The 25,070-nt window shown below is 55.4% G+C and carries 23 protein-coding genes and 1 tRNA gene; 11 read left to right on the forward strand and 13 right to left on the reverse strand.

The features are described from left to right. Positions 1–95 precede the first annotated feature (95 nt). The 7 genes from secF to tpiA form a co-directional block, all read right to left on the reverse strand. Positions 96–1,034: a protein translocase subunit SecF gene (gene secF, locus ACR2R1_RS07110; RefSeq protein ID WP_347258161.1), complete on the reverse strand. Its 939-nt coding sequence runs from the start codon at positions 1,032–1,034 to the stop codon at positions 96–98. 32 nt (positions 1,035–1,066) lie between these two features. After that, positions 1,067–2,911 carry a protein translocase subunit SecD gene (secD, locus tag ACR2R1_RS07115; RefSeq protein WP_086132783.1) on the reverse strand — a complete coding sequence of 615 codons (1,845 nt, stop codon included), beginning with the start codon at positions 2,909–2,911 and terminating at the stop codon, positions 1,067–1,069. Positions 2,912–2,979: 68 nt separating this feature from the next. Further along, positions 2,980–3,324, reverse strand: coding sequence for a preprotein translocase subunit YajC (gene yajC / locus ACR2R1_RS07120; protein ID WP_077732205.1), 345 nt, complete (start codon positions 3,322–3,324; stop codon positions 2,980–2,982). Positions 3,325–3,348: 24 nt separating this feature from the next. After that, the gene (gene tgt / locus ACR2R1_RS07125; protein ID WP_133719027.1) at positions 3,349–4,476 is read right to left on the reverse strand and encodes a tRNA guanosine(34) transglycosylase Tgt; all 1,128 of its coding nucleotides are present in this window, start codon (positions 4,474–4,476) and stop codon (positions 3,349–3,351) included. Positions 4,477–4,550: 74 nt separating this feature from the next. After that, a tRNA-Leu gene (locus ACR2R1_RS07130) sits at positions 4,551–4,635 on the reverse strand. 23 nt (positions 4,636–4,658) lie between these two features. Beyond that, complete coding sequence (gene secG, locus ACR2R1_RS07135; RefSeq protein WP_077732246.1) at positions 4,659–5,039, reverse strand: preprotein translocase subunit SecG; 381 nt, start codon at positions 5,037–5,039, stop codon at positions 4,659–4,661. 11 nt (positions 5,040–5,050) lie between these two features. Beyond that, on the reverse strand, positions 5,051–5,803 hold the full coding sequence (gene tpiA, locus ACR2R1_RS07140; RefSeq protein WP_077732203.1) for a triose-phosphate isomerase: 753 nt from the start codon (positions 5,801–5,803) through the stop codon (positions 5,051–5,053). A 786-nt stretch (positions 5,804–6,589) separates the two neighbouring features. Between tpiA and ACR2R1_RS07145 the strand changes: the two genes are divergently transcribed. The 3 genes from ACR2R1_RS07145 to ACR2R1_RS07155 are packed head-to-tail and all read left to right on the forward strand — an operon-like array spanning position 6,590 to position 10,485. Then, positions 6,590–8,476 carry a potassium transporter Kup gene (locus tag ACR2R1_RS07145; protein WP_077732202.1) on the forward strand — a complete coding sequence of 629 codons (1,887 nt, stop codon included), beginning with the start codon at positions 6,590–6,592 and terminating at the stop codon, positions 8,474–8,476. A gap of 33 nt (positions 8,477–8,509) precedes the next feature. Continuing rightward, the gene (locus ACR2R1_RS07150; protein ID WP_077732201.1) at positions 8,510–9,334 is read left to right on the forward strand and encodes an undecaprenyl-diphosphate phosphatase; all 825 of its coding nucleotides are present in this window, start codon (positions 8,510–8,512) and stop codon (positions 9,332–9,334) included. Between the two features lie 32 nt (positions 9,335–9,366). Beyond that, positions 9,367–10,485, forward strand: coding sequence for an aminotransferase class V-fold PLP-dependent enzyme (locus ACR2R1_RS07155; RefSeq protein WP_347258163.1), 1,119 nt, complete (start codon positions 9,367–9,369; stop codon positions 10,483–10,485). Here the strand turns inward: ACR2R1_RS07155 and ACR2R1_RS07160 are convergent. The 4 genes from ACR2R1_RS07160 to amoC form a co-directional block, all read right to left on the reverse strand. Beyond that, positions 10,482–11,261 carry a TatD family hydrolase gene (locus ACR2R1_RS07160; RefSeq protein ID WP_347258160.1) on the reverse strand — a complete coding sequence of 260 codons (780 nt, stop codon included), beginning with the start codon at positions 11,259–11,261 and terminating at the stop codon, positions 10,482–10,484. The two genes, ACR2R1_RS07155 and ACR2R1_RS07160, sit on opposite strands and share 4 nt — an antisense overlap. A gap of 209 nt (positions 11,262–11,470) precedes the next feature. Then, positions 11,471–12,715, reverse strand: a complete 1,245-nt coding sequence (amoB, locus tag ACR2R1_RS07165) for a bacterial ammonia monooxygenase, subunit AmoB (RefSeq protein WP_086132855.1) — start codon at positions 12,713–12,715, stop codon at positions 11,471–11,473. A gap of 110 nt (positions 12,716–12,825) precedes the next feature. After that, positions 12,826–13,569 carry a bacterial ammonia monooxygenase, subunit AmoA gene (amoA, locus tag ACR2R1_RS07170; protein WP_086132856.1) on the reverse strand — a complete coding sequence of 248 codons (744 nt, stop codon included), beginning with the start codon at positions 13,567–13,569 and terminating at the stop codon, positions 12,826–12,828. Between the two features lie 139 nt (positions 13,570–13,708). Then, entirely contained in the window at positions 13,709–14,494 is a 786-nt protein-coding gene (amoC, locus tag ACR2R1_RS07175) for a bacterial ammonia monooxygenase, subunit AmoC (protein ID WP_434113310.1), read from the reverse strand. Between the two features lie 487 nt (positions 14,495–14,981). Between amoC and ACR2R1_RS07180 the strand changes: the two genes are divergently transcribed. Together ACR2R1_RS07180 and ACR2R1_RS07185 are read left to right on the forward strand one after the other, a co-directional pair. Next, positions 14,982–15,302 carry a c-type cytochrome gene (locus ACR2R1_RS07180; RefSeq protein ID WP_077732447.1) on the forward strand — a complete coding sequence of 107 codons (321 nt, stop codon included), beginning with the start codon at positions 14,982–14,984 and terminating at the stop codon, positions 15,300–15,302. Between the two features lie 8 nt (positions 15,303–15,310). Then, positions 15,311–16,594, forward strand: a complete 1,284-nt coding sequence (locus ACR2R1_RS07185; RefSeq protein ID WP_086133559.1) for an NAD(P)/FAD-dependent oxidoreductase — start codon at positions 15,311–15,313, stop codon at positions 16,592–16,594. A gap of 24 nt (positions 16,595–16,618) precedes the next feature. Here ACR2R1_RS07185 and ACR2R1_RS07190 read toward each other — a convergent pair whose 3' ends face one another. Continuing rightward, on the reverse strand, positions 16,619–17,209 hold the full coding sequence (locus ACR2R1_RS07190) for a DUF4202 domain-containing protein (protein ID WP_347257928.1): 591 nt from the start codon (positions 17,207–17,209) through the stop codon (positions 16,619–16,621). Positions 17,210–17,367: 158 nt separating this feature from the next. Here ACR2R1_RS07190 and zwf point away from each other — a divergent pair, with 158 nt between their 5' ends. Genes zwf through tilS form a run of 4 tightly spaced genes read left to right on the forward strand, consistent with a single transcriptional unit; the run spans position 17,368 to position 22,048 of the window. After that, a complete protein-coding gene (gene zwf, locus ACR2R1_RS07195) occupies positions 17,368–18,858 on the forward strand; it encodes a glucose-6-phosphate dehydrogenase (protein ID WP_434113312.1) in 1,491 nt (496 codons plus the stop codon). A gap of 59 nt (positions 18,859–18,917) precedes the next feature. Next, entirely contained in the window at positions 18,918–19,637 is a 720-nt protein-coding gene (locus ACR2R1_RS07200) for a dienelactone hydrolase family protein (protein ID WP_347257929.1), read from the forward strand. 31 nt (positions 19,638–19,668) lie between these two features. Continuing rightward, positions 19,669–20,634 (forward strand): acetyl-CoA carboxylase carboxyl transferase subunit alpha, encoded by a 966-nt coding sequence (gene accA / locus ACR2R1_RS07205; RefSeq protein WP_434113315.1) that lies wholly within the window; start codon positions 19,669–19,671, stop codon positions 20,632–20,634. 49 nt (positions 20,635–20,683) lie between these two features. Then, positions 20,684–22,048, forward strand: coding sequence for a tRNA lysidine(34) synthetase TilS (gene tilS / locus ACR2R1_RS07210; RefSeq protein WP_434113317.1), 1,365 nt, complete (start codon positions 20,684–20,686; stop codon positions 22,046–22,048). On the opposite strand, the gene ACR2R1_RS07215 is transcribed toward tilS, so the two are convergent. Continuing rightward, positions 22,045–22,332 (reverse strand): DUF4156 domain-containing protein, encoded by a 288-nt coding sequence (locus ACR2R1_RS07215; RefSeq protein WP_168183759.1) that lies wholly within the window; start codon positions 22,330–22,332, stop codon positions 22,045–22,047. The genes tilS and ACR2R1_RS07215 overlap by 4 nt on opposite strands. Before the next feature lie 235 nt (positions 22,333–22,567). Here ACR2R1_RS07215 and ACR2R1_RS07220 point away from each other — a divergent pair, with 235 nt between their 5' ends. Both ACR2R1_RS07220 and kdsA read left to right on the forward strand, forming a co-directional pair. After that, positions 22,568–24,205, forward strand: a complete 1,638-nt coding sequence (locus tag ACR2R1_RS07220) for a CTP synthase (RefSeq protein ID WP_133717243.1) — start codon at positions 22,568–22,570, stop codon at positions 24,203–24,205. Then, a complete protein-coding gene (gene kdsA / locus ACR2R1_RS07225) occupies positions 24,205–25,026 on the forward strand; it encodes a 3-deoxy-8-phosphooctulonate synthase (protein WP_086133553.1) in 822 nt (273 codons plus the stop codon). Before ACR2R1_RS07220 ends, kdsA begins: the two co-directional genes overlap by 1 nt. The last annotated feature ends 44 nt before the right edge of the window (positions 25,027–25,070 follow it).

Consider the following 25,070-nt stretch of genomic DNA (forward strand, 5'->3'; position numbering starts at 1 on the left):
TCGGGAGCTTCTCCAATTCGATTGAAGAGAATTCAAAAAAGTTGCGCACAAAAAAGGCCGCTCGAAGCAGCCTTTTTCGTCTGATTCAAATGCACTTACGGACGGTTATCAATCGCCCCTTCCTTCTCCGGCAACAGAAGATCCGCGCGGCTGATCCCCAACCGATAGGCCAATGCGCTGGCGACGTAGATGGACGAATAGGTCCCCACCACGATGCCGACAATCAAGGCCAGAGCGAAGTTCCGAAGCACTTCTCCACCCCATATGGCCATCGAAATACAGGCCAGTAAGGTTAGGAAGGAGGTCATCAGGGTACGGCTCAGCGTTTCGTTGATGGACAGGTTGATGACGTCCAAAACCTCGCCGCGCCTGATTTTCCGGAAGTTTTCGCGAATTCTGTCGAATACCACAATGGTGTCGTTGAGCGAATAGCCCAAGATGGCTAGGACGGCGGCCAGTACGCTCAGATCGAAGTCCAACTGCAGAATGGAAAACACGCCCAGGATTACGGTGATATCATGCATGGTGGCCAGAATCGCACCGAACGAAAAGCGATATTCGAAACGCCACGCGACATAGACCAGAATCCCGAGTATCGCCAATAGCAAGGCGACCACGGCGCTTTCGGCGAGGTCTTCGCCCACCTGGGGTCCGACGAATTCGATGCGATGGAGTTCGGCTTGAACCTCCGGATTCTTGCGGAGCGCCTCCATGACTCGCGTCCTCAGATCGGTGCTCGTGATTTCCGCTTGCGGGGCGAGACGGATCAGAACCTCCTTGGACGTTCCGAAATGTTGCACTATCGGATTGGCGAAACCGGCTTCTTTCAGCTGCTGACGCACCTCCTCGAGATTCGCCGGTTCCTGATAACCGACTTCGACAATGGTGCCGCCGGTAAAATCGATGGCGAAGTTCAAGCCTTGCCAGCCAAGTGCGATGATCGACGCGAGGCTGACCACGGCGGACAGGACAACCGCAGGCACGCGCCAGCGCATGAAGTCGATTGCGTAGCCGCGAGTATTAGTATCGGACACTGATCAAATCTCCTGAATTCTTTATATCGGACTCAGATCCACAGTTTGGCGACTCGCCGCTGGCCGTAGACGAAATTGACCAGCATCCGCGTACACATCACCGCGGTGAACATCGACGTCAAAATCCCGATCGTCAAGGTCACGGCGAACCCCTTCACGGGACCAGAGCCGATACTGAACAACATGATCGCCGCAAGAAGCGTCGTGATATTGGAGTCGAAAATGGTGCCGAACGCGCGCTCGAATCCGGCGTAAATACTGGACTGAATGGAATTGCCGTTACGCAGCTCCTCCTTGATGCGCTCGTAAATGAGCACGTTGGCGTCTACTGCCATACCTATGGTCAGGGTGATGCCTGCGATACCCGGCAAGGTCAATGTCGCTTGGAGCAACGACAGAATCGACAAAATCAAAGCGACATTAAAGAGCAAGGTGATATTGGCGATGATCCCGAACACCTTGTAATAGAGGATCATCACAGCAGCAATCAGGGCAAAACCGATGATGAACGAACGGGTACCCTGCTCGATATTTTCCTTACCCAAGCTGGGGCCGACGGTTCGTTCCTCGACGATGTCCACCGGCGCGGCCAAAGCTCCTGCACGCAGCAGCAAGGCCAGATTGCGCGCCTCTTCGGTACTATCCAGACCGGTAATTTGGAAGCGCTTGCTGAAGCGGTCCCGAATGGTCGCGACGTTGATGACCTCCTCGACCTTTTTCTTGGTGGCCACCTTCCGGCCTTCCACTTCTCTGGTTTCCGTCTTGGTTTCGATATAGACGACCGCCATCGGCTTGCCGATGTTCTCGCGCGTAACATCGGCCATTTTGCGCGCGCCTATGCCGTTCAGTGTCACGAACACGGCCGGAGAACCCGACTGAGAATCGAGCCCGGAGGAAGCATCCACGATCTGATCGCCGGTCACGATGATCTTACGCTGCAGCAAGATGGGCCTGCCGCTTCGATCCTGATAGAGCCTGGCGCCCAACGGCGTCTTGCCCTCTTCCAGGCCTTGGGCGCTGTGCTCGGTATCCACCAGGCGAAACTCCAGCGTCGCGGTGGCCCCCAGAATCTCCTTGGCGCGGGCGGTATCCTGGACGCCGGGGAGCTGTACCACGATGCGGTCTTCGCCCTGCTGCTGAATCACCGGCTCGGCGACGCCAAGTTCGTTAATGCGATTACGCAAGGTCGTGATGTTTTGCGCCACAGCCAGACGACGGATCTCCCGGCGTTCGGGTTCCGACAATCTGGCGCGCATCACGGTGCCGTCCTCGCCGAGCTCCAAACCGCGAAGTTCTCGCTGCATGACATCCCTGGCCTGGGCCAGCGTTTGGCCGTCCGGGAACTTCACTTCGATGGTCTGGTTACTTCTATCGACGGAGAGATAACGGATTTTGCTTTCGCGCAAAAGTGAACGAATGTCTTCCGCATAACGCTCTTCAGCCTGGCGGACGGCCGCGTCCATATCCACCTGCATCAAAAAGTGCACGCCGCCCCGAAGGTCCAATCCCAGATACATGGGTTGGGCGCTGATCGCTCTGAGCCAATCCGGAGTCGACGGCGCGAGGTTGAGTGCTACCGTATAGTTATTTCCCAGCGATCCGGTGAGCAAATCGGCCGCTTTGAGCTGGGTCTCGGTTTCGGTAAAACGCACCAGAAGCCGCTTCTCAGACAATTCCAACGACTTCGGTTGCATCCCGGCGTCGGTCAGCAGTTTTTCGACTTGAACACGAGTAGCTTCGTCCAGCTTAGCGCTCCGCAAAGGCGAAAGCTGAACGGACGGATCCTCGCCGAAAAAATTGGGCAGCGAGTAAATCGTCGCCAACACCAATACGGCGATAATCAGAAGGTTTTTCCAAAGTGGAAAGCGGTTTCGCATGATAGCTGCCTATGAGGCGTGATGCTCGGTATAGTGCATCCGCCGTTGAATTAACTTGCTTAGCCGTTTTATTTTTCGGCCTTTTTCTTAGCCTTGTAGGTACCCTTCGGCATCAGTGATGCTATGGCATGGCGCTGAACGTATACGTAGGTGTTATCAGCCACTTCCAACTGAACGAAGTTATCGTCCAAATCCGCTACTCTACCCAGCAGCCCGCCATTGGTCACGACTTCGCTCCCTTTGGTCAGCGACTGGATCATTCTTTTTTGCTCTTTCGCCCGTCTTTGCTGCGGGAGAACGAATAAGAAAAAGAAAATCAGCAATATAGCCAGCGGTAGAATAAGACCAGCCAACCCCGGCTCTTGCTGGGCCGGCGCGGCTTGAGCAAATGCGTCGGAAATGAAGAAACTCATATTTGGTCCTTGCTTATCTTTCTTTTAAAACGCGGCATTATTACACAAAACCTCGCCTTTTCCTCGTTGCTCATAAAACCGGGCAACGAATTCACTCAGCCTGTTGTCCTCGATCGCTTGCCTGAGGCCGGCCATAAGCTCCTGGTAATAGTAAAGATTGTGTATGGTATTCAACCGAGACCCTAGAATTTCGCCGCATTTGTCCAAATGGCGGAGATAGGACCGGCTGAAATTTCGGCAGGTGTAGCAACGGCATTCGTCATCCAGCGGGCGGGTATCGTTCTGATAGCAACTGTTGCGGATGCGGATTGCGCCATGACGCGTGAACAGATGACCGTTGCGGGCATTACGTGTCGGCAGAACGCAGTCGAACATATCGATGCCGAGCCGCACCGCCTCGACGATGTCCTCTGGAGTACCGACTCCCATCAAGTAACGGGGTCTATCGGATGGCATGTTCGGCAACAGCGAATTCAAAATGCGCGCCCGGTCTTCCTTGGGTTCGCCCACGGAAAGACCGCCGATGGCATACCCGTCGAATCCGATATTCTTCAAGCCCTCTACCGACTCGAACCGGAGTTCTTCGTAGACGCCGCCTTGAACGATACCGAACAAAGCCGACGGATTACCCTCATGCGCATCTTTGCTCCGTTCGGCCCAGCGGAGCGAAAGACGCATGGAATCGGCGGCTTGCTCGTAACTAGCGGGATAAGGAGTACACTCGTCGAAGATCATCACGATATCCGAACCCAAGTCCCGCTGAACCGCCATCGATTCCTCGGGGCCCAAAAACGTGACGCTGCCATCCACCGGCGAGCGAAACCGGACGCCGGCCTCGGTAATCTTGCGCATAGCACCTAAGCTGAACACCTGAAATCCACCGGAGTCGGTCAGGATCGGGCGATCCCAATGCATGAAATCATGCAGATCGCCGTGGCGGCGGATGACGTCGGTACCAGGGCGGAGCATCAGGTGAAAGGTATTTCCCAGCACGATCTCTGCGCCAAGCTCCTTGAGCTCTTCAGGCGTCATTGCCTTGACGGTGCCGTAGGTGCCGACGGGCATGAATGCCGGAGTCCGCACGTTTCCGCGCGAAAAGATAAGCTCGCCCCGTCGGGCCCTGCCGTCAGTGCTGCTTACGATAAACTCCATCGGATTTTTAGATGTGCAAAAACAAAAGAGGCCTGACTATCTGAAATAGGCAGGCCATCTCGAATCGACGTAATTGGTGCCGATGGTCGGACTTGAACCGACACGACTTGCGTCACCACCCCCTCAAGATGGCGTGTCTACCAATTCCACCACATCGGCTAAACATGGTCTAACAAGGTTGGCTATTTCTCTTGCTCTGCCGGCGGAAGCGTATCGGCGCTATCGGGCAAATCGGCCTTGTCAGTTGCTGGCGGCTCTTCCACTACCGGAGGAAGATCGCGTTGAGACGGGTCCAAACCAGGACCATCAATGATATCAACTTGTTTATTATCCTGTTTATCTGCCAAGTACGCAAGACTCAAACTGGTCACAAAAAACAGTGTAGCCAGCACCGCGGTCGTGCGAGACAAAAACGAAGCTGCGCCCCGTGCACCGAACAGGCTATTAGACGCTCCACCGCCAAAGCCCGCTCCGGCATCGGCGCCCCGGCCTTGCTGAAGAAGCACCAATCCGATGACCGCCAAGGCGACCACGACATGAATAATTGTCAATGCCTGATACATAAAAACTTCACCTAAACCGAATGGCATATCGAGAGAAAGGACTCGGCATCCAAGGACGCTTCGCCAATTAATCCACCGTCCACGTCGGGCATACCGAACAAGGTACGGGCATTTTCGGGCTTTACACTACCGCCATATAGAATCCGGACTGAAGCCGATACTTCGGGTTCCCGCTCCGAAATCTTTCGCCGCAAATATTCGTGTATCTCTTGCACTTGCTCGACTGTCGCGGTTCGCCCGGTCCCAACAGCCCAGACGGGTTCGTAAGCGATCACCGCATTTGCCAGCGATTCAACGCCAGCCATATCAAACACCGCCTCCAACTGCTCGTCTATGACAGTAAATGTATTACCCTGTTCACGCTGCTCCAGAGTCTCACCCACGCACAAGATTGGCGTAAGACCGTGATCGAGCGCTTTTTTATAACGCGCAGCCACCAGTTGATTGGACTCTCCGTACCGCAGTCGCCGCTCCGAATGCCCGACGATAGCCAGGTCACACCCGAACTCACGCAACATAGGCGCGGAGATTTCACCCGTATAGGCGCCTTCGTCCTCATCCGCTACATTTTGCGCGCCAAGCAAAATCGCTTTGTTTTCCAACAGTTCGGCTGCCTCGGGTATGAATACATAAGGCGCACATACACCGACCTCTGCCGGAGCGGTTTCCGAAATGCCGGAAAGAATGTTCGTCAGCAATGTTTTTTTACTTTCTCGAGTGCCGTTCATCTTCCAGTTTCCGACGACCAGAGGACGACGAACCATTGAGCGCTCCTTGTTGTAAAACCGTAGAAGCTTAATGACTCAGAGCCTGTTTTTCAAGCTGAAAGGATCTATATTCGGTCTGCGTGCCTGCGCTTATCAAAAAGTTATAAGAATATTCTAGAGTCTTACTCAACATTCTCGGTCTATTGGATTAAGCTCCCACAACTTTTTACAACCAGCCCAGAATTTCGCTCATAGAAAATTGCTATTCACTGGATGAGACTCTCTGGTGGTTCAGTAAACCGAAAGCCTCAGGTAACATCCCCCGATATTGCCCAATGGACATGGGCAAGAGACGTTTCGCTATTTTTCTAAAGCCTTTTAGCGCGACATTACAGCTTTTTACCCCAACGCTTAATCTTTATGCTCGAAAAATGCGATTGGATGGAGCCGAGGCATGATCAAACTTGTTGAGCTACGATATTTCGCCTGCCTGCCTATACTTCACCGCCTAATCTGAGCGATCGTGCATCTGCATTTCCATAGCAGAGGTAGTCGTGCATGAACTGCGTTCAAGCGGAAAACGCCCCTCCCGAATGACGAAAGCTATTCTTTCTCTATTTGGCGAATTTGATTGCCGATGCTGAACCTGAGCCGACGCGCACGGGCGCATTCGCTAGTGCCCGCTCCCGCTCGAACACACCAGTTGCTCACCGGCAGCACACCGATAGCCTTTGGCCGTCTCATCTATGAAGGAAGGATCCACGCACGAATTAGCGCAACCCGTATCGGAAGGTGTCCTAAACAAAGCACATGCTCTTTTCGCGTCGGCGACGGAGAAAATCTATGAATTCGGCAACCCTAGCCCCATCTCAATCGCGAGAACAAAAAAGTTTGGTGATCGCCGCGCTGGGCATCGTATTCGGCGATATCGGTACCAGCCCGCTTTATACACTTAAAGAGTGCTTCGGCGGCATTCTGGCGCTAGAACCAACGCCGGCAAATGTCCTCGGCATCTTGTCGCTTATTTTCTGGGCCATTCTGATCGTCATATCGTTGAAGTACGTCATCTTCATCATGCGAGCGGATAACAAAGGCGAAGGCGGTATCATGGCCCTGATATCCCTTGTCCAGCAGAAGGCGGAAATAAGTACCCGCTTCCGATTTTTACTGATCGGGCTCGGATTGATAGGCGCATCGCTATTTTACGGCGATGGGATGATCACGCCGGCCATCTCGGTCTTGAGTGCAGTCGAAGGACTCAAAGTCCTTCAGCCGGAGCTTCATTCCTATGTGGTTCCGATTTCTCTTGCAGTCCTAATAGGGCTTTTCACTTTTCAACGAAAAGGGACCGCGGGCGTCGGTGCGCTATTCGGGCCGATTATGGCAATTTGGTTCTGTAGTCTCGCAGTTTTTGGCACGCTCAGTTTGATAAAAAGTCCAGCCGTTTTAGCTGCCGTGAATCCGGTACATGCCTTTCACTTCTTTGCAGCGCATGGCTGGCCTTCCGTTTTGATCTTGGGAGCGGTGGTGCTGGCCGTTACCGGCGGCGAAGCATTGTATGCGGATATGGGACATTTCGGCCGCGAACCGATTCGCAAGGCATGGTTTCTGTTCGTCCTTCCGTCACTGATGCTGAACTACTTCGGCCAGGGGGCTCTTCTCATCCAAAATCCGTCGGCGGTTCAAAATCCGTTCTATTTCCTTGTTCCTGGCGGGGCGCTGGTTTTCATGATCGGCCTAGCTACGATAGCCACAATTGTCGCTTCCCAAGCGGTAATTTCTGGAACCTTTTCCCTTACGTCTCAAGCGATTCAGTTGGGCTTCTGCCCTAGGCTCGGCATTCAATACACCTCTGAAGAGGAAAAGGGTCAGATCTACATTCCTTGGATCAACTGGGCATTGATGGTCGCTATCATCGGATTGGTTCTAGGGTTTCAGTCTTCATCCAACTTAGCGGCCGCTTACGGCATCGCCGTCACCGGCACGATGGCCATCGATACGATTTTGGCTTTCGTCGTGGTGTACAGCTTATGGAAGTGGAATCCGATCATTAGCGGCATGCTGGCTTTTGGATTCCTTACCGTCGACTTGGCTTTCTTGGTCGCTAATGCAGCGAAAATTTTTGAAGGCGGATGGTTCCCGTTAGTCATCGGGCTTATCGCCTTTACGCTCCTGACGACATGGAAACGCGGCCGCGATCTTCTCCGGGAGAGCCTACGCGAAGACTCGGTACAAGTTGATCAATTCTTAGCCGAAATCGTCAATAATCCTCCGTTGCGCGTCGCCGGCACGGCCGTATTCATGACGAGCAGCCGCGAAGGCATTCCACCCGCGTTGCTGCATAACCTAAAACACAACAAGGTACTGCACGAGACTGTCGTGCTTATGACTGTCACTACCGAAAACGTTCCCCGCGTAGCTCCCGAAAAACGCCGCGAAATCCGCCGCCTCGGCGCAGGCTTTTTTAGAATCAATCTACATTATGGATTCATGGAAGCGGCCAATATCCCACGAGTCCTTAAATCAAGCAGTCGAGATTTTGACATTGATATCTCGGATACGACCTTTTTCCTCAGCCGCGAAACCATTATTCCCAGCACGGTTCCGAAAATGCCGCTTTGGCGCCTGAAGCTGTTCATCGGCATGTCCCGCAATACGAGCAGTGCTGTAAGTTTTTTCCGGATTCCGCCCGATCGCGTCGTTGAACTGGGCGTACAACGCATGCTGTAATTGAGTTTTAAGCATTTTTACTTAAGGAAGTTTATGGACATTCCCCTTTATTTGAAGGCAATCGTGCTTGGTATTTTGGAGGGAGCCACCGAGTTTCTTCCGATCTCCAGTACCGGTCATTTAATCATTGCCAATGATCTATTGTCTTTCACCGGGGAACGGGCGAAAACGTTCGACATATTTATTCAGCTTGGGGCGATTTGTGCCATCGTTTGGCATTACCGGCAGCGCATTACTCGCGTGTCCGGGTCGCTATTCTCGGATCCAGCCGCATTCCGTTTCGCGCTTAATGTCTTGATCGGGTTTCTGCCGGCAGCTCTACTCGGTCTTTTTCTTCACAAAACCATCAAGACTCAGCTCTTCAACCCGATTACCGTAGCCGGGGCGCTGATACTCGGCGGCCTCGTGATTCTGTTGATCGAAAGCCGGCGCCGGACTCATCATGTCGAGCACGTCGACGAGTTGACCTGGCATGTGGCGCTCAAAGTGGGCTTAGCTCAAAGCCTTGCCTTGTTTCCGGGCGTATCTCGAGCGGGCGCGACGATCATGGGTGGGTTGCTGAGCGGCATGTCACGGTCAGTTGCGACGGAGTTCTCGTTCTTTCTCGCTATTCCGACGATGTTCGCCGCCACTTTCTACGACCTGTACAAGAATCTCGACATCATGAGACCTGAAGATCTGGAGATGTTGGCAGCCGGTTTCGTTGCGGCCTTTTTCAGCGCTTGGCTGGTTATTCGAGCGTTGCTAGCATTCGTCGCCCGACACAGTTTCAAAGCGTTTGCCTGGTATCGAATACTGTTCGGCTCATTGGTATTGGTCTATTTTCTGTCGACGACCGGACTCACTGTTTCGCTCTGATTCAACGATTTCATTGCCCGGTTTCCAACCAGATGCACCCCGAATTCCCATTGTCCCCGGACTTAATCTATTTGAATCATGCGGCCGTGGCACCGTGGCCTTTGCGGACGGCCCTGGCGGTAAGCCAGTTCGCAGAGGAAAACGCCCGATACGGTGCGTCCCGTTACTTGGAATGGGTGAAACAAGAAGATTTATTGCGGGAACAGTTGAGGGACTTGCTCAATGCGCCGTCCACGGACGATATCGCTTTAGTCAAGAACACTTCCGAGGCCATCTCGCTCGTGGCTTTTGGTCTCGACTGGCAACCCGGCGACAATATCGTCTCCAGCAACGAGGAGTTCCCGTCAAATCGAATTCCGTGGCAAGCACTAAGCGATCGAGGAGTGGAGTTCAAAGAGGCAGATCTAAATGCCGCTCGCACGCCTGAAGATGCCTTGTTTGAGCTAGCCGACGAACACACAAAGCTTATCACCGTCAGTTCTGTTCAATACGCTTCGGGGTTACGCCTCGATATGGACAAAATCGGCCGGTTCTGCCGCGACCAAGGGATTTTATTTTGCATTGACGCCATTCAAAGCTTAGGGGCATTGCGTTTCGACGTACAAAGGTGCCACGCAGATTTTGTCATGGCTGATGGTCATAAGTGGATGTTCGGACCGGAAGGGCTAGGTGTTTTTTATACCTCGCCGCGTGCGAGAGGCTTGCTGGGTCTAATGCAATACGGCTGGCACATGGTTGAGAACGCTGGGGATTACGATAACCGGTCTTGGCTTCCGGCACGGAACGCCCGTCGCTTCGAATGCGGCAGCCCCAATATGCTGGGAATACATGCGCTGTCCGCCAGCCTCTCGCTGATATCGGAAACCGGCATCGAAAGGATTGAAACCTTACTGTTGGAGCGAACCGCTTACTTGGTCGAAACGATCATGAATCACCCGGCACTGGAACTTCTCTCATCCAGCGTTTCCGAACGTCGTTCAGGCATCGTGCTGTTCCGCCACCGATCTCTGGAAAACCAACGGCTTTATCAGCACCTGAATCAAAATAGCGTTGTCTGTGCATTACGGGGCGGCGGCATCCGTTTCTCGCCCCATTTCTATACGCCCCTAGATGCGCTCGAACGAGCGGTCGATATCGTGCTACGCGCTTAGGCTCGAGCTCCTGGAAACAACCGATAGAAGTTGTCCGAGCTGAGCTCTGCAACGCGCTCGATAGAAATTCCTTTCAGTTCTGCGACACACTGCGCCACGTGTCTTACATAAAAAGGATAATTCGGTTTTCCACGAAACGGGATCGGAGCAAGGTATGGCGAATCCGTTTCGATCAAGAAACGATCTTCCGGAATCATTCTGGCGACCTCTTGTATCGATTGAGCGTTCCGGAAAGTGACGATCCCCGAGAATGAGATAAAAAACCCCAGATCCAGGACCTGCCGCGCCGTCTCCCAATCCTCGGTAAAACAATGGAACACACCACTGACTTGATCTGCCCCCTCTTCCTTCAGCACCTTGATTGTGTCGTCCTTGGCTTCACGCGAGTGAATAATTAACGGCTTACCAACGATTTTGGCGGCTCGGATGTGTTGCCGAAACCGCTCACGCTGCCAATCCAGGCTGCCCGAACTCCGGTAGTAGTCCAATCCGGTCTCACCGATAGCGACCACCTTGTCATTTTCCGCGAGGACGACAAGCTCTTCGACACTCGGCTCTCTTGAAACCTGCTCGTTAGGATGGACACCAACCGATACTGAGACATCGTCGTATCCATCCACCAAACGGCGCATTTCGGAGTAGCTGTCAAGATCGATGGATACACACAGCATGTGTTCGATCTGCTGCGCTCGCGCTTCTCTCATAAACGAAGCGAACTCACCCTCAAAAGGCGTTAAATCCAGGCGATCAAGATGGCAATGAGAATCTATGAACATAAGGGAAATACTGCGCCCTCTTAAGAAATGGACGAACGTCAACCAAGTTAGCTATCTCTGTTCTCTAGACAGCGCATGTTTGGTCTAGATCCGAGTCTATCTGATACCTGATCAATAGAAAAAAGCCCTCCTTCAGAGAAGGAGGGCTTTTCAGTGCCGACCGTCGGTCGTAAAGCCTCGAGGGCGCCGGGACCCGGCGCCCCGCGGTCTTACATGAAGGACGGGATCAGCGGAGCGTCGATCTGGGTGACCTGACGGCCGCCCGCATCGTCAAAGAAGAACAACAGACCGGCAAAGCGGCTGTCCGGATCGTAGATGATGTCGGACAAACGATAGACTTCCCACGCCGCATCGCTGGCGGTGACGTCAATCGTCCGCGTCTCACCCGGCTGCAGCGGGCTGTTGTCGCTCACTTCAAGCCCATCGTCCGCCAACAGGTCTTCCGGATAACCGGTGGTGTCGCGGTAGACATCGCTGTCCAGGAAACGCACCGACGCGGTGTAGAACTCACCCAACCGCACCGGCTTGTTGCCGTTGTTGGTGACGGTGAGCTTCATGCGCATCGCACGGCCCGGTACCCGGTAGGTGGCGTCGGCAACCTTCACCGAAATCGTCGACTTCGGCATTTCGATCGGCTGAATGCCTCTCATGGTGCCGGCCTGCAACGGAATGGTGATCGGGTATTTGCTGTTGGCGCTCGACATCGCGAAGATCACGATCAGGATCGTCGCCGCGGCAAAGCCCATCGCCACTTTCTTGTCACCCGCCGAGACCAGCTCGTCCGCACGGCCCGCTTCCACCATCAGGTAGCGCGGCAAGAAGGCCGGACGACGGACCCAGTACACGATCCAGGCGACGCCAATGGCGTACCAGAAGAAGTGCCAGAAGTAGGTGTTGCCTTCGTTGTAGGTCTCCAGATCCACGGTCTGACCGGTCAGGGTGGTCACCGGGTTCTTGAATTCGCTCATGGAGCCTTCGATCGTGATCCACTTGCCGGGGCCGATGATCGGACCACCGCCTTCGACGTTCATCATGGTGTGCACGTGCCAGTCACCCGGACGGCGCGCTTTCAACACAACTTTGAACTCGTAGGTCTTGCCGATCTCCAAGCGCACCGAACGCGGCACCAACTGGCCACCGATGTACGATTCTTTGCGGATGAAGACCGGACCCGGAATACCGATGTTCAAGAACGCGGTATCGGGCTCGGCGACCGTTTCCGGCCAGCCTTCGAACACGTGGAATTTACCGGTGATTTCGACGGTGTCGTTGACCTTCACCTTCTCTTTCGACCAGTTCAGATCGTACCAGTGGATGGTACGCATACGCATGAACGCCGCCTGCGATTTCTCACCGTGGGCCGAGGCGCTCGGCGCGTAGAAGCTGGTCGCGGCAAACGTGGCCAGCAAACCGACCATGGACCACTTGGCGATCCTGTCTTTGAGTAGTTTCATAGGTTCTTCCTCTCTCGAGTCTATTCTGTTGTACCCGCCTCTCAAGCCCCCGCGTCAGGGCGCTTCAAAGGCTGGGTGCGTTTTGCTTGTACGTCCGATTCCGGTCCCGATTAGGTCTGCTTCAAGAACCGAATGGTCGAGAACCAACGGCCCACAAAGTGCCACATGAAGTAGATCAGGATCGACATGAACGCCGAGAAGAAAGCCGATACCGGCGCTACGTCCTTACCGAAGGTACGCAGGGTGCCTTTTTCAACCATGCGGATGTACTCGGGGGTACCGGTACGGACATAGTTGTAACCCTGAATGTCGGCAATCGACATCAGCATGCCGTTGTATTCCACCGGCACGTGCAGCGGCGCAATCATCGGCCAGTTGCCCGGATAGAACACCAGACCCCACGCCATACCGCCCACGATCGCCGTGAACAGGTAGCTGCCCGAAAGCATCAGGAAGGTGTCGAGCAAAATCGCACCCGGAACCAGAACCGCCGGGAATACGAAGTTGATGGGGAAGTAGGTCCAGCCCCAGAAGTTGAAGTAGCGGTTGACCCATTCACCAAACAGCAACGCCAACACCGCGATGGTCGCGCCCCAGGGGTTGCGGAACTTTTCCCAGGCCCACGCCTGGATCGCCGCCGGGAAGGTCACCAACACGATCGGGGTCACCGTGACCCACAGACGACGGTCTTTCCAGTCCGACCAGAAGTCCCAGTCACCCATGGTCAACATGGCGTGAATGTGATACGAACCACACACTACAAAGAAGAAAATGAAGATCCCCAGGTAGTCAATGGTCCTGGAGACTTGCACTGCTTCGGCATGAGACCGAACCGCAGATTGAAGTGCGCTCATGAGTTACCTCCAAAAGTTCATTTATTGTCGTTTTAGACGACCGCCCGCCGGGCGGTCATCGTCACGTCCAGTGCCGGTCGCAGCGGCCGCGCCGATCGATAGTAGCTATCGTCGCCGCCCCGCCGCAACCCATCCAAACTTATTTCGCGATCAGACCTTGATCCACCGCTTCACAGATTTCCTTGCCCATCAGGTTCGAGAAGCTCGCAAACACCTGCAGCAACACGCCCATGATGGCCAATGCCAGCCAGCCGAAGATCACGAAGCCGTAGTGCAAGGGCGCTACGAACAACTCTTCCATAAACCAGAAGGTGTGACCCCATTCGTTCAAGCCAACGTTCGGCAGAATCATGAACGGACCGGTCCACAGAATCAGGTACGCCAGCGACAAGCCTTTCGACGTCGAAAAGTGCGGCAGGCGGGTATGCGCATACAGGAACGCGCCACCACCCGTGATGATGTAGATCGGATAGCTCAGGTAGAACTCGATGATGTGCGACGGCGTGAAGTCGGTGTCGCGAACAATCGTCTGGTGCCAGGTGCCGTCCTGCTCGGTGAAGTAGCTCGCACCCCAGTAAATGGCCCATGCATACGCAAACAGCCAAATCAGGTGCGTCATGTTCCGGCGCAGTTCTTCCCGCGGCGCCAGTGCCGCCAGGTTGCGGTCACGGGTCTTCCACAGGTAGCCCCACAGAATCGAGGCGGTGACCACTTCCAGTACGATTTCGGTGTACAGGAAGTTCATCCAGTACGTCTCGAATTCCGGTGCGAACGAATCCAGACCGGCGGACCAGCCGTAGACCCCTTCATACCACCGAACCCACATATAAAAGACCGTGTACAGCATGAACGCAAAGGTCAGCCACTTCATGTCCAAAAGCGGCTTGTCTTGCGCTGCTACGCCACCAACTGTTGTTGCAGCCATAGTTTTACCTCCAAAGTTAGTACTCATTCGCGGTGCGTCGCCGCCCCGCTACCTCGTCGTGCATCCTTGTCTTCTTCATTCTTGCCCCTGGCCCAAGGGCCCCTGCGACAAAATGCCCCACTCCTAGGGTGCGTTGCAGTCTATCACTCATTCATGCCTTGTCAAGGAACAGTCTATCTATGAAAGAATACATATTTACATCGCTAAAAAGCGTCGTTTATAAGCGCAACCCATTGTTTTAATTGGTGACTTAAAAAACCTTTCCAAAGACTTGTCACTCGACGCTTTCAAGGCGCTCGACTGATTCGAACGTGCCCAAGCAGAGGCAACCGCTCATTGCAAACAAACGGACCGGACGATAGTCAGCAGTTCTAGCGGACATCGCATCAGAGCCCAATGCTCAAAATGCTCAATAGGCAACATGATTCTCAAATGTGCCTCGGCGATGTACGCTAACTTGATGCCCTCCCCGAGAAATAGGCCAGATATGCGACTGACCCGAATTCTGCAAGTATCGGCATACGCCGGTGCGCTCGCACTTTCGATTCCGCAAGCTGCATTCAGCGACAATCTTGAGCGCCCGGGTTTCGCCCGAATCGCCCTCGCTTGCACCGGTTGCCATGGCGCATCGGGCCAAGGTATAGGCTCGATTCCGGCGATTAGCGGCATCCCCGAATCCGAATTCATCCGCACAATGCAGGAATTTAAAACGGGTTACCGCTCAGCCACGGTGATGGACCGCATTGCAAGGGGATATCAATATCAAGATTTCCTAGAGTTAGCCCGGTTCTTCAAAAATCATCGCTAGGAGAACGCATGGCACCAATTTCCCGACGAAGTTTCATCAAGTGGGCCGGGGCGATTTCGGCGCTTGGAACAGTCGGCTGTTCGGTAAACCATCCCAGCACCGGATCACGACGCGAAAAAGCCCGCGTAGCGGTAGTCGGCGGCGGGTTCGCGGGAGCGTCCGCTGCGAAGTACCTCAAGCTGCTCAATCCGGAACTTGAAGTCACTTTGGTTGAGCAACAGGCTAATTACTTGTCCTGCCCCGGATCGAATGAAGTTATCGCCGGCCTAAAGCAGCCCGATGAGCTTCGTCGGAAATATGACATCCTCAGGAACGTTCAGGGAATTCAAACGGTAACAGCCGAAGCCCAAACTATCGACACTGCTCGGCGCACCGTGTCATTGGGGGATGGATCGGCCATACCTTACGATCGGCTAATCGTCGCACCGGGCATCGATTTCCGCTGGGACGCCATCGACGGTTACGACGAGACTGCCAGTCTGTTGGCTCCTCATGCCTGGAAAGCAGGGCCACAGACCACACTTCTGCGTCGCCAATTGCAGGCCATGCCTGACGGTGGCGTGGTTCTGATCACGGCACCCGCCAATCCGTATCGTTGTCCGCCGGGACCTTACGAGCGTGCGTCACTGATAGCGCATTTTTTGAAGCGTTACAAACCGCGCTCCAAAGTGCTCATTCTGGATGCGAAAACCCAATTCTCCAAACAATCGCTCTTCCTCCAAGGCTGGGAAGAGCTTTATCCAGGGATGGTGGAATGGATCTCGGCGGAAAAGGAAGGAAAGATAGAACGGGTAGATGCGCAATCGCGCGTCGTCTTCACCGAGTTCGACGAGCACCGTGCGGATGTTTTGAACGTGATCCCGCCGCAAAAGGCCGGCAAACTCGCGCATCAGGCGGGGCTGACCGATCAATCGGGCTGGTGCCCCATCGATCCGCTCACCTTCGAATCGCCGCTGGCACCTTACGTGCACATTATCGGCGATGCCTGTACGGCAACGCCCATGCCCAAATCGGCATTTGCCGCCAACTCGCAGGCCAAGATCTGCGCCGCGGCGGTAATTGATCTGCTGCAAGACCGCGAACCGGGTCATCCAAGCCTGATCAACCACTGCTATAGCTTTTTAAAGCCGGATTATGCGATCTCGATCACCGGCGTGTACAAGTATTCGCCAACCGAGAAGCAGCTCGAGGCCGTGTCGACGGGTGAAACACCCATGAACGGCGATCGGCGGAAAGAAGCCGAGCATGCCCGGAGCTGGCAGAAAATCATCGCCGCTGACGCCTTCGGGTAATCTCCGCCATTTGGCGCTTGCTGCCTATGCCGCTTCCAAAGCCGTTGCGAGCAGCGCCCGGACAGACTCCGGAAATTCCAGCTCCAATGCGCGGCTCCGCGCGTGCTCGGACATCTTTTTCCAGGTCTTGCGGACGATACCGATCAGCTTTTCTTCATCGTGAATCGCCGCGAAGGCGACAAAGTAGTAATCGAGAAACACGAGGCACGCGACGTCCTCGATCGATTGAACGTCCGGATCGTTTTTCAAACCGCGTTTCTGAAGAACTTTGCGGACCCGCTCGATGTCTATCGGATCGTATCCAGCTTGTGTCATAAGCTGTGCAACACAATCGGCATGAAAACCATATAGATAGCTGCGCCATTGCAGATACCCCTCGCGCGTGTCCGGGTAGGTCTGCCGGGGAACCTCCCAACGTCGAATGTGCTGCCCGCGCGCGGCGATGTGCAGCAAATCCGGCGCATCGGGATAGAGGCGGTCAAGCCATTCCGTCATGCGCATCCCGTAAAGCAATTCCTTGGAATAGGATTCGCCTCGCCAAACCTCACTATTAGGGTCCTGTGCATTAGCTTCGTCTATTAAGACTAGCACCCGATCCAGCCGATCTTCGTTCATCGAAATACTCAGTCCAAGTTGAAATTTGAAATACTGGGAAACTACTTATCAAATCCTGATTTCAAAGGCAATGAAGCCATTTCAACCGGTTCACGCATTGGCGGAAACGGGGCTAAACAGTATCATCCATGGCATAACCGATTCGCCGGGAGGAAACGATGCTCGACGCGTGCGTCTTCACTATTTTTGGATCTACCGGCCACCTTTCCCGCACCAAACTAATGCCTGCCCTGTACCAATTGGACAAGGCAGGCCGACTGCCCGCGGCGATGGTCGTCTTAGGTGTCGGCCGGCGGGATTGGGATAATTCCCATTGGAGAGACGAGGTATCCAAATGGCTAGAAGAGCGTTTGGGCAGCACACTCGACCGGGACGCTCTTGAGCGCTTTAGCAACCGCCTGCATTTCTTTTCGGCGGACATCGGCGATACGGACTCATCGGTACAGCTAAGGCAAGTCCTGGACACAGGCCCCGAGTTTCCGCCCAATCACGTGTATTACCTTTCGCTTCCGCCGTCCGAATACAAAGCGGCGGCCGACTATTTGGCGCTTAGCGGACTCAACCGGGAAGTCGCCGGCTGGCGCCGTCTCGTGGTGGAAAAGCCGTTCGGCTATGACTTGGAGGACGCACAAGTCCTCGATCGCTGCCTGCACCGCAACTTTACGGAACATCAAATCTTTCGGATTGACCACTACTTAGGTAAGGAAACGGTGCAAAACATTTTCGTGTTCCGCTTTGCGAATCTCATGTGGGAACCGTTGTGGAACCGCAACCTCATCGACCATGTGCAGATCACCCACAGCGAATCGGCGGGAATCGAAGACCGGGCGGACTACTACGAAACCGCCGGTGCGCTGCGCGACATGATCCAGAGCCATCTGATGCAGATGTTGGCTTTGGTAGCCATGGAACCTCCGGCGACCATGGACGCCGAATCGATCCGGGACGAAAAGGTCAAGGCGCTGAAATCCATTCGCCCCATCCCAAAGGCCGCGGTCCATGCTCACGCCTTCCGTGCGCAATATGCTCGCGGGCGCATCGAGAACCAGGAGGTGCCCGGATATCTCGACGAAAAGCAGGTCGACAAGCAAAGCACGACCGAAACGTATGCCGCCCTGAAGCTTTATATCGACAACTGGCGCTGGCGCAATGTACCGTTTTATTTGCGGACGGGAAAACGCTTGGCGAGGAACAGTTCTCTCATCGCCATACGCTTTAAGCACCCGCCGCAGCAATTGTTTCGCGAAACCCAGATCGAGGCGCTGCCCCCCAACTGGCTGCTGATGGGCATACAGCCCGAGCAATGCATTCGCGCCGAGGTTCAGGTTCGAGAACCCGGCATCGGCATGCGCGCCCGAACCACTCAACTCGATGCCAGCACCTGTTATCAGGCCGGTTATCAATTGGACGCCTACGAGTCCCTTCTGCTCGACGTCATCGGCGGCGATCACTCTCAGTTCTTGCGCTCGGATGAGGTGGAGTGGGCCTGGCGAGTCGTCGATCCCATCATAAGAACATGGTCGGTAGAGAGGGAATTCATTCACACTTATCCCGCCGGCTCCTGGGGCCCCGAGGAAGCCGACCGCATCTTCGAGCGGGAAGATCAGCAATGGCGGCATTCTTTCTCGACCGGGGATGCACCTCGTTAAGACCGACGATCCTTTAAGCTATTTGCCTAATTCATTCGATACTTTTGGAGACCTTCTTAATGGCCGTTACAACTCAAGCCATCGACTACAGCCATAACGACGTTCAGCTCGAAGGCTTTTTCGCGTATGACAATAAGCGCCCTCAGCCTTTGCCGGCCGTATTGATCTCTCATGCCTGGGGAGGCAGGGACGAATTCGTGTGCAACAAGGCTCGTAAATTGGCCGAACTGGGCTATGCGGCGTTTGCACTCGATATGTATGGCAAAGGCATCATCGGAAGCGGCCCCGAGGAGAACGCACGGCTGATGAATCCGCTCATGAATGATCGCCGCCTGTTGCAGGACCGCATCACCACAGCTCTGGAAACCGTCCGCAAGCTCCCCCAGGTCGATCCCAAACGGATCGCGGCCATGGGTTTTTGCTTCGGCGGCCTATGCGTACTGGACCTTGCCCGCACCGGCGCCGATCTGCGCGGCGTTGTCAGTTTCCACGGCTTATTTTTGCCGCCGGGCAATACTCAAGGCAATAAAATCAAGGCCAAGGTTCTCGTGCTGCACGGCCACGACGACCCCATGGCACCACCCGATCAGGCGGCGAATCTGGCTAAAGAACTGACCGAAGCCGAGGCAGACTGGCAAATCCATATTTATGGTAACACCCTGCACGCCTTCACCAATCCCATGGCAAACGATCGATCGTTCGGTACGGTTTACGACGAGACCGCCGATCGCCGCTCTTGGGAGAGTCTGCGGAATTTCCTTGCCGAGGTGTTAAACTAGGCGTTCTCCGTGTACCCTAAAAAAACGACAAATGGACCTGAAATTCCTAGATTTCGAACAACCCATTGCCGAACTCGAAGCCAAAATCGAAGAACTCAAGCGCGTCGGATTCGACAATGAAATCAACATCAGCGAGGAAATTGCGAGGCTTGAAGAAAAAAGCCGCAAGCTGACCGAATCGGTATTCTCCTCGTTGACGGCGTGGCAGATATCGCAGATTTCCCGCCATCCCCAGCGTCCGTATACGCTGGACTACCTCGACCTGATGTTCGATGATTTCCACGAGCTTCATGGGGATCGCGGATTCGCCGATGATCCGGCAATCGTGGGTGGACTCGCCAAACTCGACGGACAGCCGGTTCTGATCATCGGCCATCAAAAAGGCCGCGATACCAAGGAAAAGATCTACCGCAATTTCGGCATGCCGCGGCCCGAAGGCTACCGCAAGGCGCTCCGGTTGATGCATCTCGCCGAGCGGTTCCGCTTACCCATCCTCTGCTTTATCGACACGCCCGGCGCCTATCCCGGCATCGGCGCAGAGGAACGGGGTCAGAGCGAGGCCATCGCCCGCAACCTTTTCGAAATGTCCAAACTGCGCACCCCGATCATTTGTACCGTGGTGGGCGAAGGCGGTTCGGGAGGCGCGCTGGCTATCGGTGTGGGCGACCGCCTGTTGATGCTTCAGTACAGCACCTATTCCGTCATTTCGCCGGAAGGCTGCGCCTCCATTCTTTGGAAAAGCGCGGACAAGGCCGAGCTCGCGGCCGAAGCCATGGGCATTACGTCGGATCGGCTGCAGGAACTGGAACTCATCGATGAGATTGTTCCCGAACCGTTGGGCGGCGCCCATCGAGACCGCAAGCAAACCGGCGATAATTTGAAAGCGGCACTGAAACGGCATCTCGAAGAGCTGCGTCGCACGCCCATCGAGACCTTATTGCAACAGCGCTACGAGCGGTTGATGAGCTACGGTATTTTCGAGGAAGCCGTAGCCTAGCTTCATTGATGCGGGGCGGATAATCACCGCCCCTTACTTCACGGCTTAGATGAGCCTTTCTGCCGAAACACTCGATCGAATTCTATCTCGCCAGCCGCCGGCATCCCGCTACTGGATCGCGTACAGCGGCGGACTCGACTCGCTCGTTTTGCTTCATCTCTGTGCGGAACTGAAAGCCAAAGATCAGAACCTCCGCTTTACTGCCGTACATGTCCATCACGGCCTGCAAGCAGCCGCCGAAGAATGGGCCGAATTTTGCGAAGCGAGCTGCCGGATGCTTGGAATTCCGTTCCGTCTGTTACGGGTCAACGCCGCCGCGAAACCCGGCGAGAGTCCAGAGGAAGCCGCGCGAAACGCGCGCTACGATGCCCTGCGCGCGCTTCTGTCCGACGGCGAGGTCTTGTTGACCGCACAGCATAGGGACGACCAGGCGGAGACGCTATTGCTCCAACTGCTTCGCGGAGCGGGTATCGCCGGCCTTGCCGCCATGCCGGAACGCACCGCCTTCGGCCCAGGATTTCTGCTGCGGCCGTTACTGTCTTTTTCCCGCGAACAGCTCCGCGAGTACGCTCAAGCACACGAGCTGACCTGGATCGAAGACCCCAGCAACCGCGACTTGAGTTACGACCGCAATTTCATACGCCACGAGATCATCCCCTTGCTCGAAAACCGCTGGCCGGCGACCAAGGACGCGCTGGTCCGCACGGCCCAACATTGTGCCGAAGCGCAAACGCTGCTGAACTCGCTTGCCGCGGACTTGCTGAAGTCCGTTATTCATCCGCTGCGAAACACGCTTCTTCTGGATCGGCTGAGACCGTGTTCGGAAGCGGACCGCCGCCTGATTCTGCGCGAGTGGCTGCGGAGCCGCGGTTTCCGCATGCCTTCGACTCGCGTTATTGATAGGGTTTTGAACGAAACGCTGAACGCCAGACCGGACCGAAATCCCGTAATCCGGTGGAGCGAAGGCGAGATTCGGCGCTATCGGGGAGAGATCTTCCTGATGCCGGCCGCTTCGCCTTTCCATCCGAATAGAGTCATTCCATGGGATGGTGCTACGACACTCCATCTGCCGGACGGGAACGGCGACCTCAGCGTCACCACTGAAAAACGAGCCGGCATCTCGTTAACGGCATGGCGAGCCGGCAAAATCACCGTTCGCTACCGGCAAGGCGGCGAATCGCTACGCCTGCCCGGCCGCGAAGGCTCCCACGATCTGAAAAAACTGTTTCAGGAAGCCGGCATTACACCTTGGATCCGGGAGAGAACACCGCTGATCTACATCGGCGACGAGCTAGCCGCAGTGGCGGGATGGTGGGTGTCCGATTCTTATGCCGGGCAACCGAACGACTTTAATATCGTGATCCGGTGGCACGCGCCGGAGAGTTTTTCCGGCGCACTGCCTTCGGCTAATTAAGGATTGATGCAGCGGTAAACATTGAAAGACTGCTCACCATCGATCAGGGGGCCGGTCGGCACGATGGTGTCTCCCCCCATGTCCGCCGCGTTATTGCGGGCGAGACGTTCAACTTCCTCTTGTACGGTATCTTTGCTGCGGGCAAAGATACCGATGGTCGCCGCCGTATTCGACGTGATACGCCCCAAAAATTTACAGCGCCCCACTTCGGGCGGCGTGAGCATACGAATCTTTTCGCCCTGCGGCTTGAGCTCTACCCATGTGCACCCGGAGACCATGGACATTATCGCCACCCCAAAAACAATCGTGAGTAATCTCGCCCCATTCATCAAATAACGTCTCCGCATTAGTCGTTGTATTTTCACCATGTTAGTGCGATTCAATATTCGATTGTAAACAACCTGGGCGGTGACTCCGATCCACAGGTTGAGTAGAATATGCTGACAAATCCTTTTGAAGTCCGACGCGACGGCCGCTGCCTCGGCGATCGTTACGCAGCCTAAATTTACCCATCGTTGAATGACCAAATATATTTTTATTACCGGCGGAGTCGTCTCATCCCTGGGCAAAGGCATTGCCGCATCGTCGCTTGCCGCAATCCTGCAGGCCCGCGGTCTTAAAGTTACACTGACCAAACTCGATCCGTATATCAATGTCGATCCGGGCACCATGAGCCCGTTTCAGCACGGCGAGGTTTTCGTCACCGAGGATGGCGCCGAAACCGATCTGGACCTTGGCCATTACGAGCGCTTCCTGAGCACCACGATGGGCAAGGTCAACAGTTGGACCACCGGGCAGATTTACGAAAATGTCATCCGCAAGGAGCGACGAGGGGAATACCTCGGAGCGACCGTGCAAGTTATCCCCCATATCACGGACGAGATCAAGCGCGTCATCCGGCTCAGCGCGGAAGGCTACGACGTGGCCCTGATCGAAATCGGAGGGACGGTCGGCGACATTGAATCGCTGCCCTTTTTGGAAGCCACGCGCCAGATGCGAGTCGAGTTGGGCGATGACAAATGCCTGTTCATTCATCTCACCCTCGTTCCGTACATCGCGAGCGCCGGCGAGCTCAAGACGAAGCCCACCCAGCACTCGGTGAAGGAACTCCGAACCATCGGCATTCAGCCCGACGTTCTGATTTGCCGCTCGGACCGGATCATCCCCAAGGCCGAGCGAACAAAGATCGCACTCTTCACCAACGTCGGGGAAGATGCCGTCATCTCCGCCGTCGATGCCGACACCATTTATCGAATTCCGCTGCTGCTGCACGAACAGGGGCTGGACGATATCGTCGTGAAAAAACTCAAACTCGATGCCGGCGCGGCCGACCTCTCCGAATGGCAGAGAGTGATCGATGCCCTGGAGCATCCCGGCCATGAAGTGACGATCGCCATGGTAGGCAAGTACGTCAATCATTCCGACGCCTACAAATCGCTGACCGAAGCGCTCATTCATGCCGGCATTCAGACCAGGACCAAGGTCAAAATCCGATTCATCGAATCGGAAGAAATCGAGGACAAAGGCACCGGCTCGCTGGAAGGCGTAGACGCCATTCTGGTGCCCGGCGGCTTCGGCGAACGGGGTGTCGAAGGCAAGATCGCCACGGTCAAGTACGCTCGCGAGAAGAAAGTCCCCTATCTCGGCATTTGCTTAGGGATGCAGGTGGCGGTCATCGAATTCGCGCGCGATGCGGCGGGACTGGAAGGCGCCCACAGCACGGAGTTCTTGCCGAAAACACCGCATCCGGTCATCGCCCTGATTACGGAGTGGCAGGACGACTCCGGCACGATCGAGCATCGGGACGAAAAGTCCGATCTGGGCGGCACCATGCGTCTGGGCGGCCAGAAATGCCGGCTGGTCAGCGGCAGCCTGGGCCATAGAGTCTACGGCAAGGACGTCATCAACGAGCGCCACCGCCACCGCTACGAGTTCAACAACCGCTATCTCAAATCCCTTGAGGACGCAGGACTCAGGGTGTGCGGCAAATCCCTGGACGGCCGCTTGGTGGAAATGATCGAGATCCCCGATCATCCGTGGTTCCTCGCCTGCCAATTTCATCCGGAATTCACGTCCACCCCGCGTGGCGGCCACCCTCTTTTCACGGGCTTCGTGCGCGCCGCCGCCGAATATCATCAAAACAAGAAGGCGAACTGATGCAACTGTGCGGATTCGAAGTCGGCTTGGACCGGCCGTTTTTCCTGATTGGCGGCACCTGCGTCATCGAAGGCGAGCAACTCGCCTTGGAGACCGCGGGAACACTCAAGGAAATCACATCCAGCCTCGGCATTCCCTTTATCTATAAATCCTCCTTCGACAAGGCGAACCGCTCGTCGCACGAAAGTTTCCGCGGCCCCGGCCTCGAGGAAGGACTGCGCATTCTCGAAAAGGTACGGGATACCATCGGCGTACCGGTGCTGACCGACGTCCACGAGGATACCCCTTTAGGCGAAGTCGCCGCCGTCGTCGATGTGTTGCAGACACCGGCGTTTCTCTGCCGGCAAACCAACTTCATTCAGGACGTCTGTGCGCAAGGCAAGCCGGTCAATATCAAGAAAGGCCAATTCATGGCCCCGTGGGACATGAAAAACGTAGCCAACAAGGCAAGAGCCGTCGGCAACGAACAGGTCCTCGTCTGCGAGCGCGGCGTCTCGTTCGGTTACAACAACCTGGTCTCCGACATGCGCTCTCTCGTCATCATGCGCGAGACCGGCTGTCCCGTGGTGTTCGACGCCACCCACTCGGTGCAGCTGCCCGGCGGTCAAGGCACGGCTTCCGGAGGGCAACGGGAATTCATACCGACCTTGGCCAAGGCCGCCCTGGCGGTGGGCATCTCCGGCCTGTTCATGGAAACCCACCCCGAACCGGACAAAGCGAAGAGCGACGGCCCCAATTCATGGCCCTTGGCTCGCATAAAGGAGCTCTTGGAGGTGCTTGTCGAAATAGACCGCATCGTCAAACAACGCGGAATGGTCTAGACGGAATTATTACAACGACACTCCGATACCAGAGGAACGGAACC

The sequence above is a fragment of the Methylocaldum sp. GT1TLB genome (assembly GCF_051027445.1).
Lineage (GTDB): Bacteria > Pseudomonadota > Gammaproteobacteria > Methylococcales > Methylococcaceae > Methylocaldum.

Bases quoted from the DNA above. Each gene is read 5' to 3' on its own strand.
- secD (WP_086132783.1), bottom strand. From the start codon at position 2,911: ATGCGAAACCGCTTTCCACTTTGGAAAAACCTTCTGATTATCGCCGTA.
- yajC (WP_077732205.1), bottom strand. From the start codon at position 3,324: ATGAGTTTCTTCATTTCCGACGCATTTGCTCAAGCCGCGCCGGCCCAG.
- tgt (WP_133719027.1), bottom strand. From the start codon at position 4,476: ATGGAGTTTATCGTAAGCAGCACTGACGGCAGGGCCCGACGGGGCGAG.
- secG (WP_077732246.1), bottom strand. From the start codon at position 5,039: ATGTATCAGGCATTGACAATTATTCATGTCGTGGTCGCCTTGGCGGTC.
- tpiA (WP_077732203.1), bottom strand. From the start codon at position 5,803: ATGGTTCGTCGTCCTCTGGTCGTCGGAAACTGGAAGATGAACGGCACT.
- ACR2R1_RS07145 (WP_077732202.1), top strand. From the start codon at position 6,590: ATGAATTCGGCAACCCTAGCCCCATCTCAATCGCGAGAACAAAAAAGT.
- ACR2R1_RS07150 (WP_077732201.1), top strand. From the start codon at position 8,510: ATGGACATTCCCCTTTATTTGAAGGCAATCGTGCTTGGTATTTTGGAG.
- ACR2R1_RS07155 (WP_347258163.1), top strand. From the start codon at position 9,367: ATGCACCCCGAATTCCCATTGTCCCCGGACTTAATCTATTTGAATCAT.
- ACR2R1_RS07160 (WP_347258160.1), bottom strand. From the start codon at position 11,261: ATGTTCATAGATTCTCATTGCCATCTTGATCGCCTGGATTTAACGCCT.
- amoB (WP_086132855.1), bottom strand. From the start codon at position 12,715: ATGAAACTACTCAAAGACAGGATCGCCAAGTGGTCCATGGTCGGTTTG.
- amoA (WP_086132856.1), bottom strand. From the start codon at position 13,569: ATGAGCGCACTTCAATCTGCGGTTCGGTCTCATGCCGAAGCAGTGCAA.
- amoC (WP_434113310.1), bottom strand. From the start codon at position 14,494: ATGGCTGCAACAACAGTTGGTGGCGTAGCAGCGCAAGACAAGCCGCTT.
- ACR2R1_RS07180 (WP_077732447.1), top strand. From the start codon at position 14,982: ATGCGACTGACCCGAATTCTGCAAGTATCGGCATACGCCGGTGCGCTC.
- ACR2R1_RS07185 (WP_086133559.1), top strand. From the start codon at position 15,311: ATGGCACCAATTTCCCGACGAAGTTTCATCAAGTGGGCCGGGGCGATT.
- ACR2R1_RS07190 (WP_347257928.1), bottom strand. From the start codon at position 17,209: ATGAACGAAGATCGGCTGGATCGGGTGCTAGTCTTAATAGACGAAGCT.
- zwf (WP_434113312.1), top strand. From the start codon at position 17,368: ATGCTCGACGCGTGCGTCTTCACTATTTTTGGATCTACCGGCCACCTT.
- ACR2R1_RS07200 (WP_347257929.1), top strand. From the start codon at position 18,918: ATGGCCGTTACAACTCAAGCCATCGACTACAGCCATAACGACGTTCAG.
- accA (WP_434113315.1), top strand. From the start codon at position 19,669: ATGGACCTGAAATTCCTAGATTTCGAACAACCCATTGCCGAACTCGAA.
- tilS (WP_434113317.1), top strand. From the start codon at position 20,684: ATGAGCCTTTCTGCCGAAACACTCGATCGAATTCTATCTCGCCAGCCG.
- ACR2R1_RS07215 (WP_168183759.1), bottom strand. From the start codon at position 22,332: ATGTCCATGGTCTCCGGGTGCACATGGGTAGAGCTCAAGCCGCAGGGC.
- ACR2R1_RS07220 (WP_133717243.1), top strand. From the start codon at position 22,568: ATGACCAAATATATTTTTATTACCGGCGGAGTCGTCTCATCCCTGGGC.
- kdsA (WP_086133553.1), top strand. From the start codon at position 24,205: ATGCAACTGTGCGGATTCGAAGTCGGCTTGGACCGGCCGTTTTTCCTG.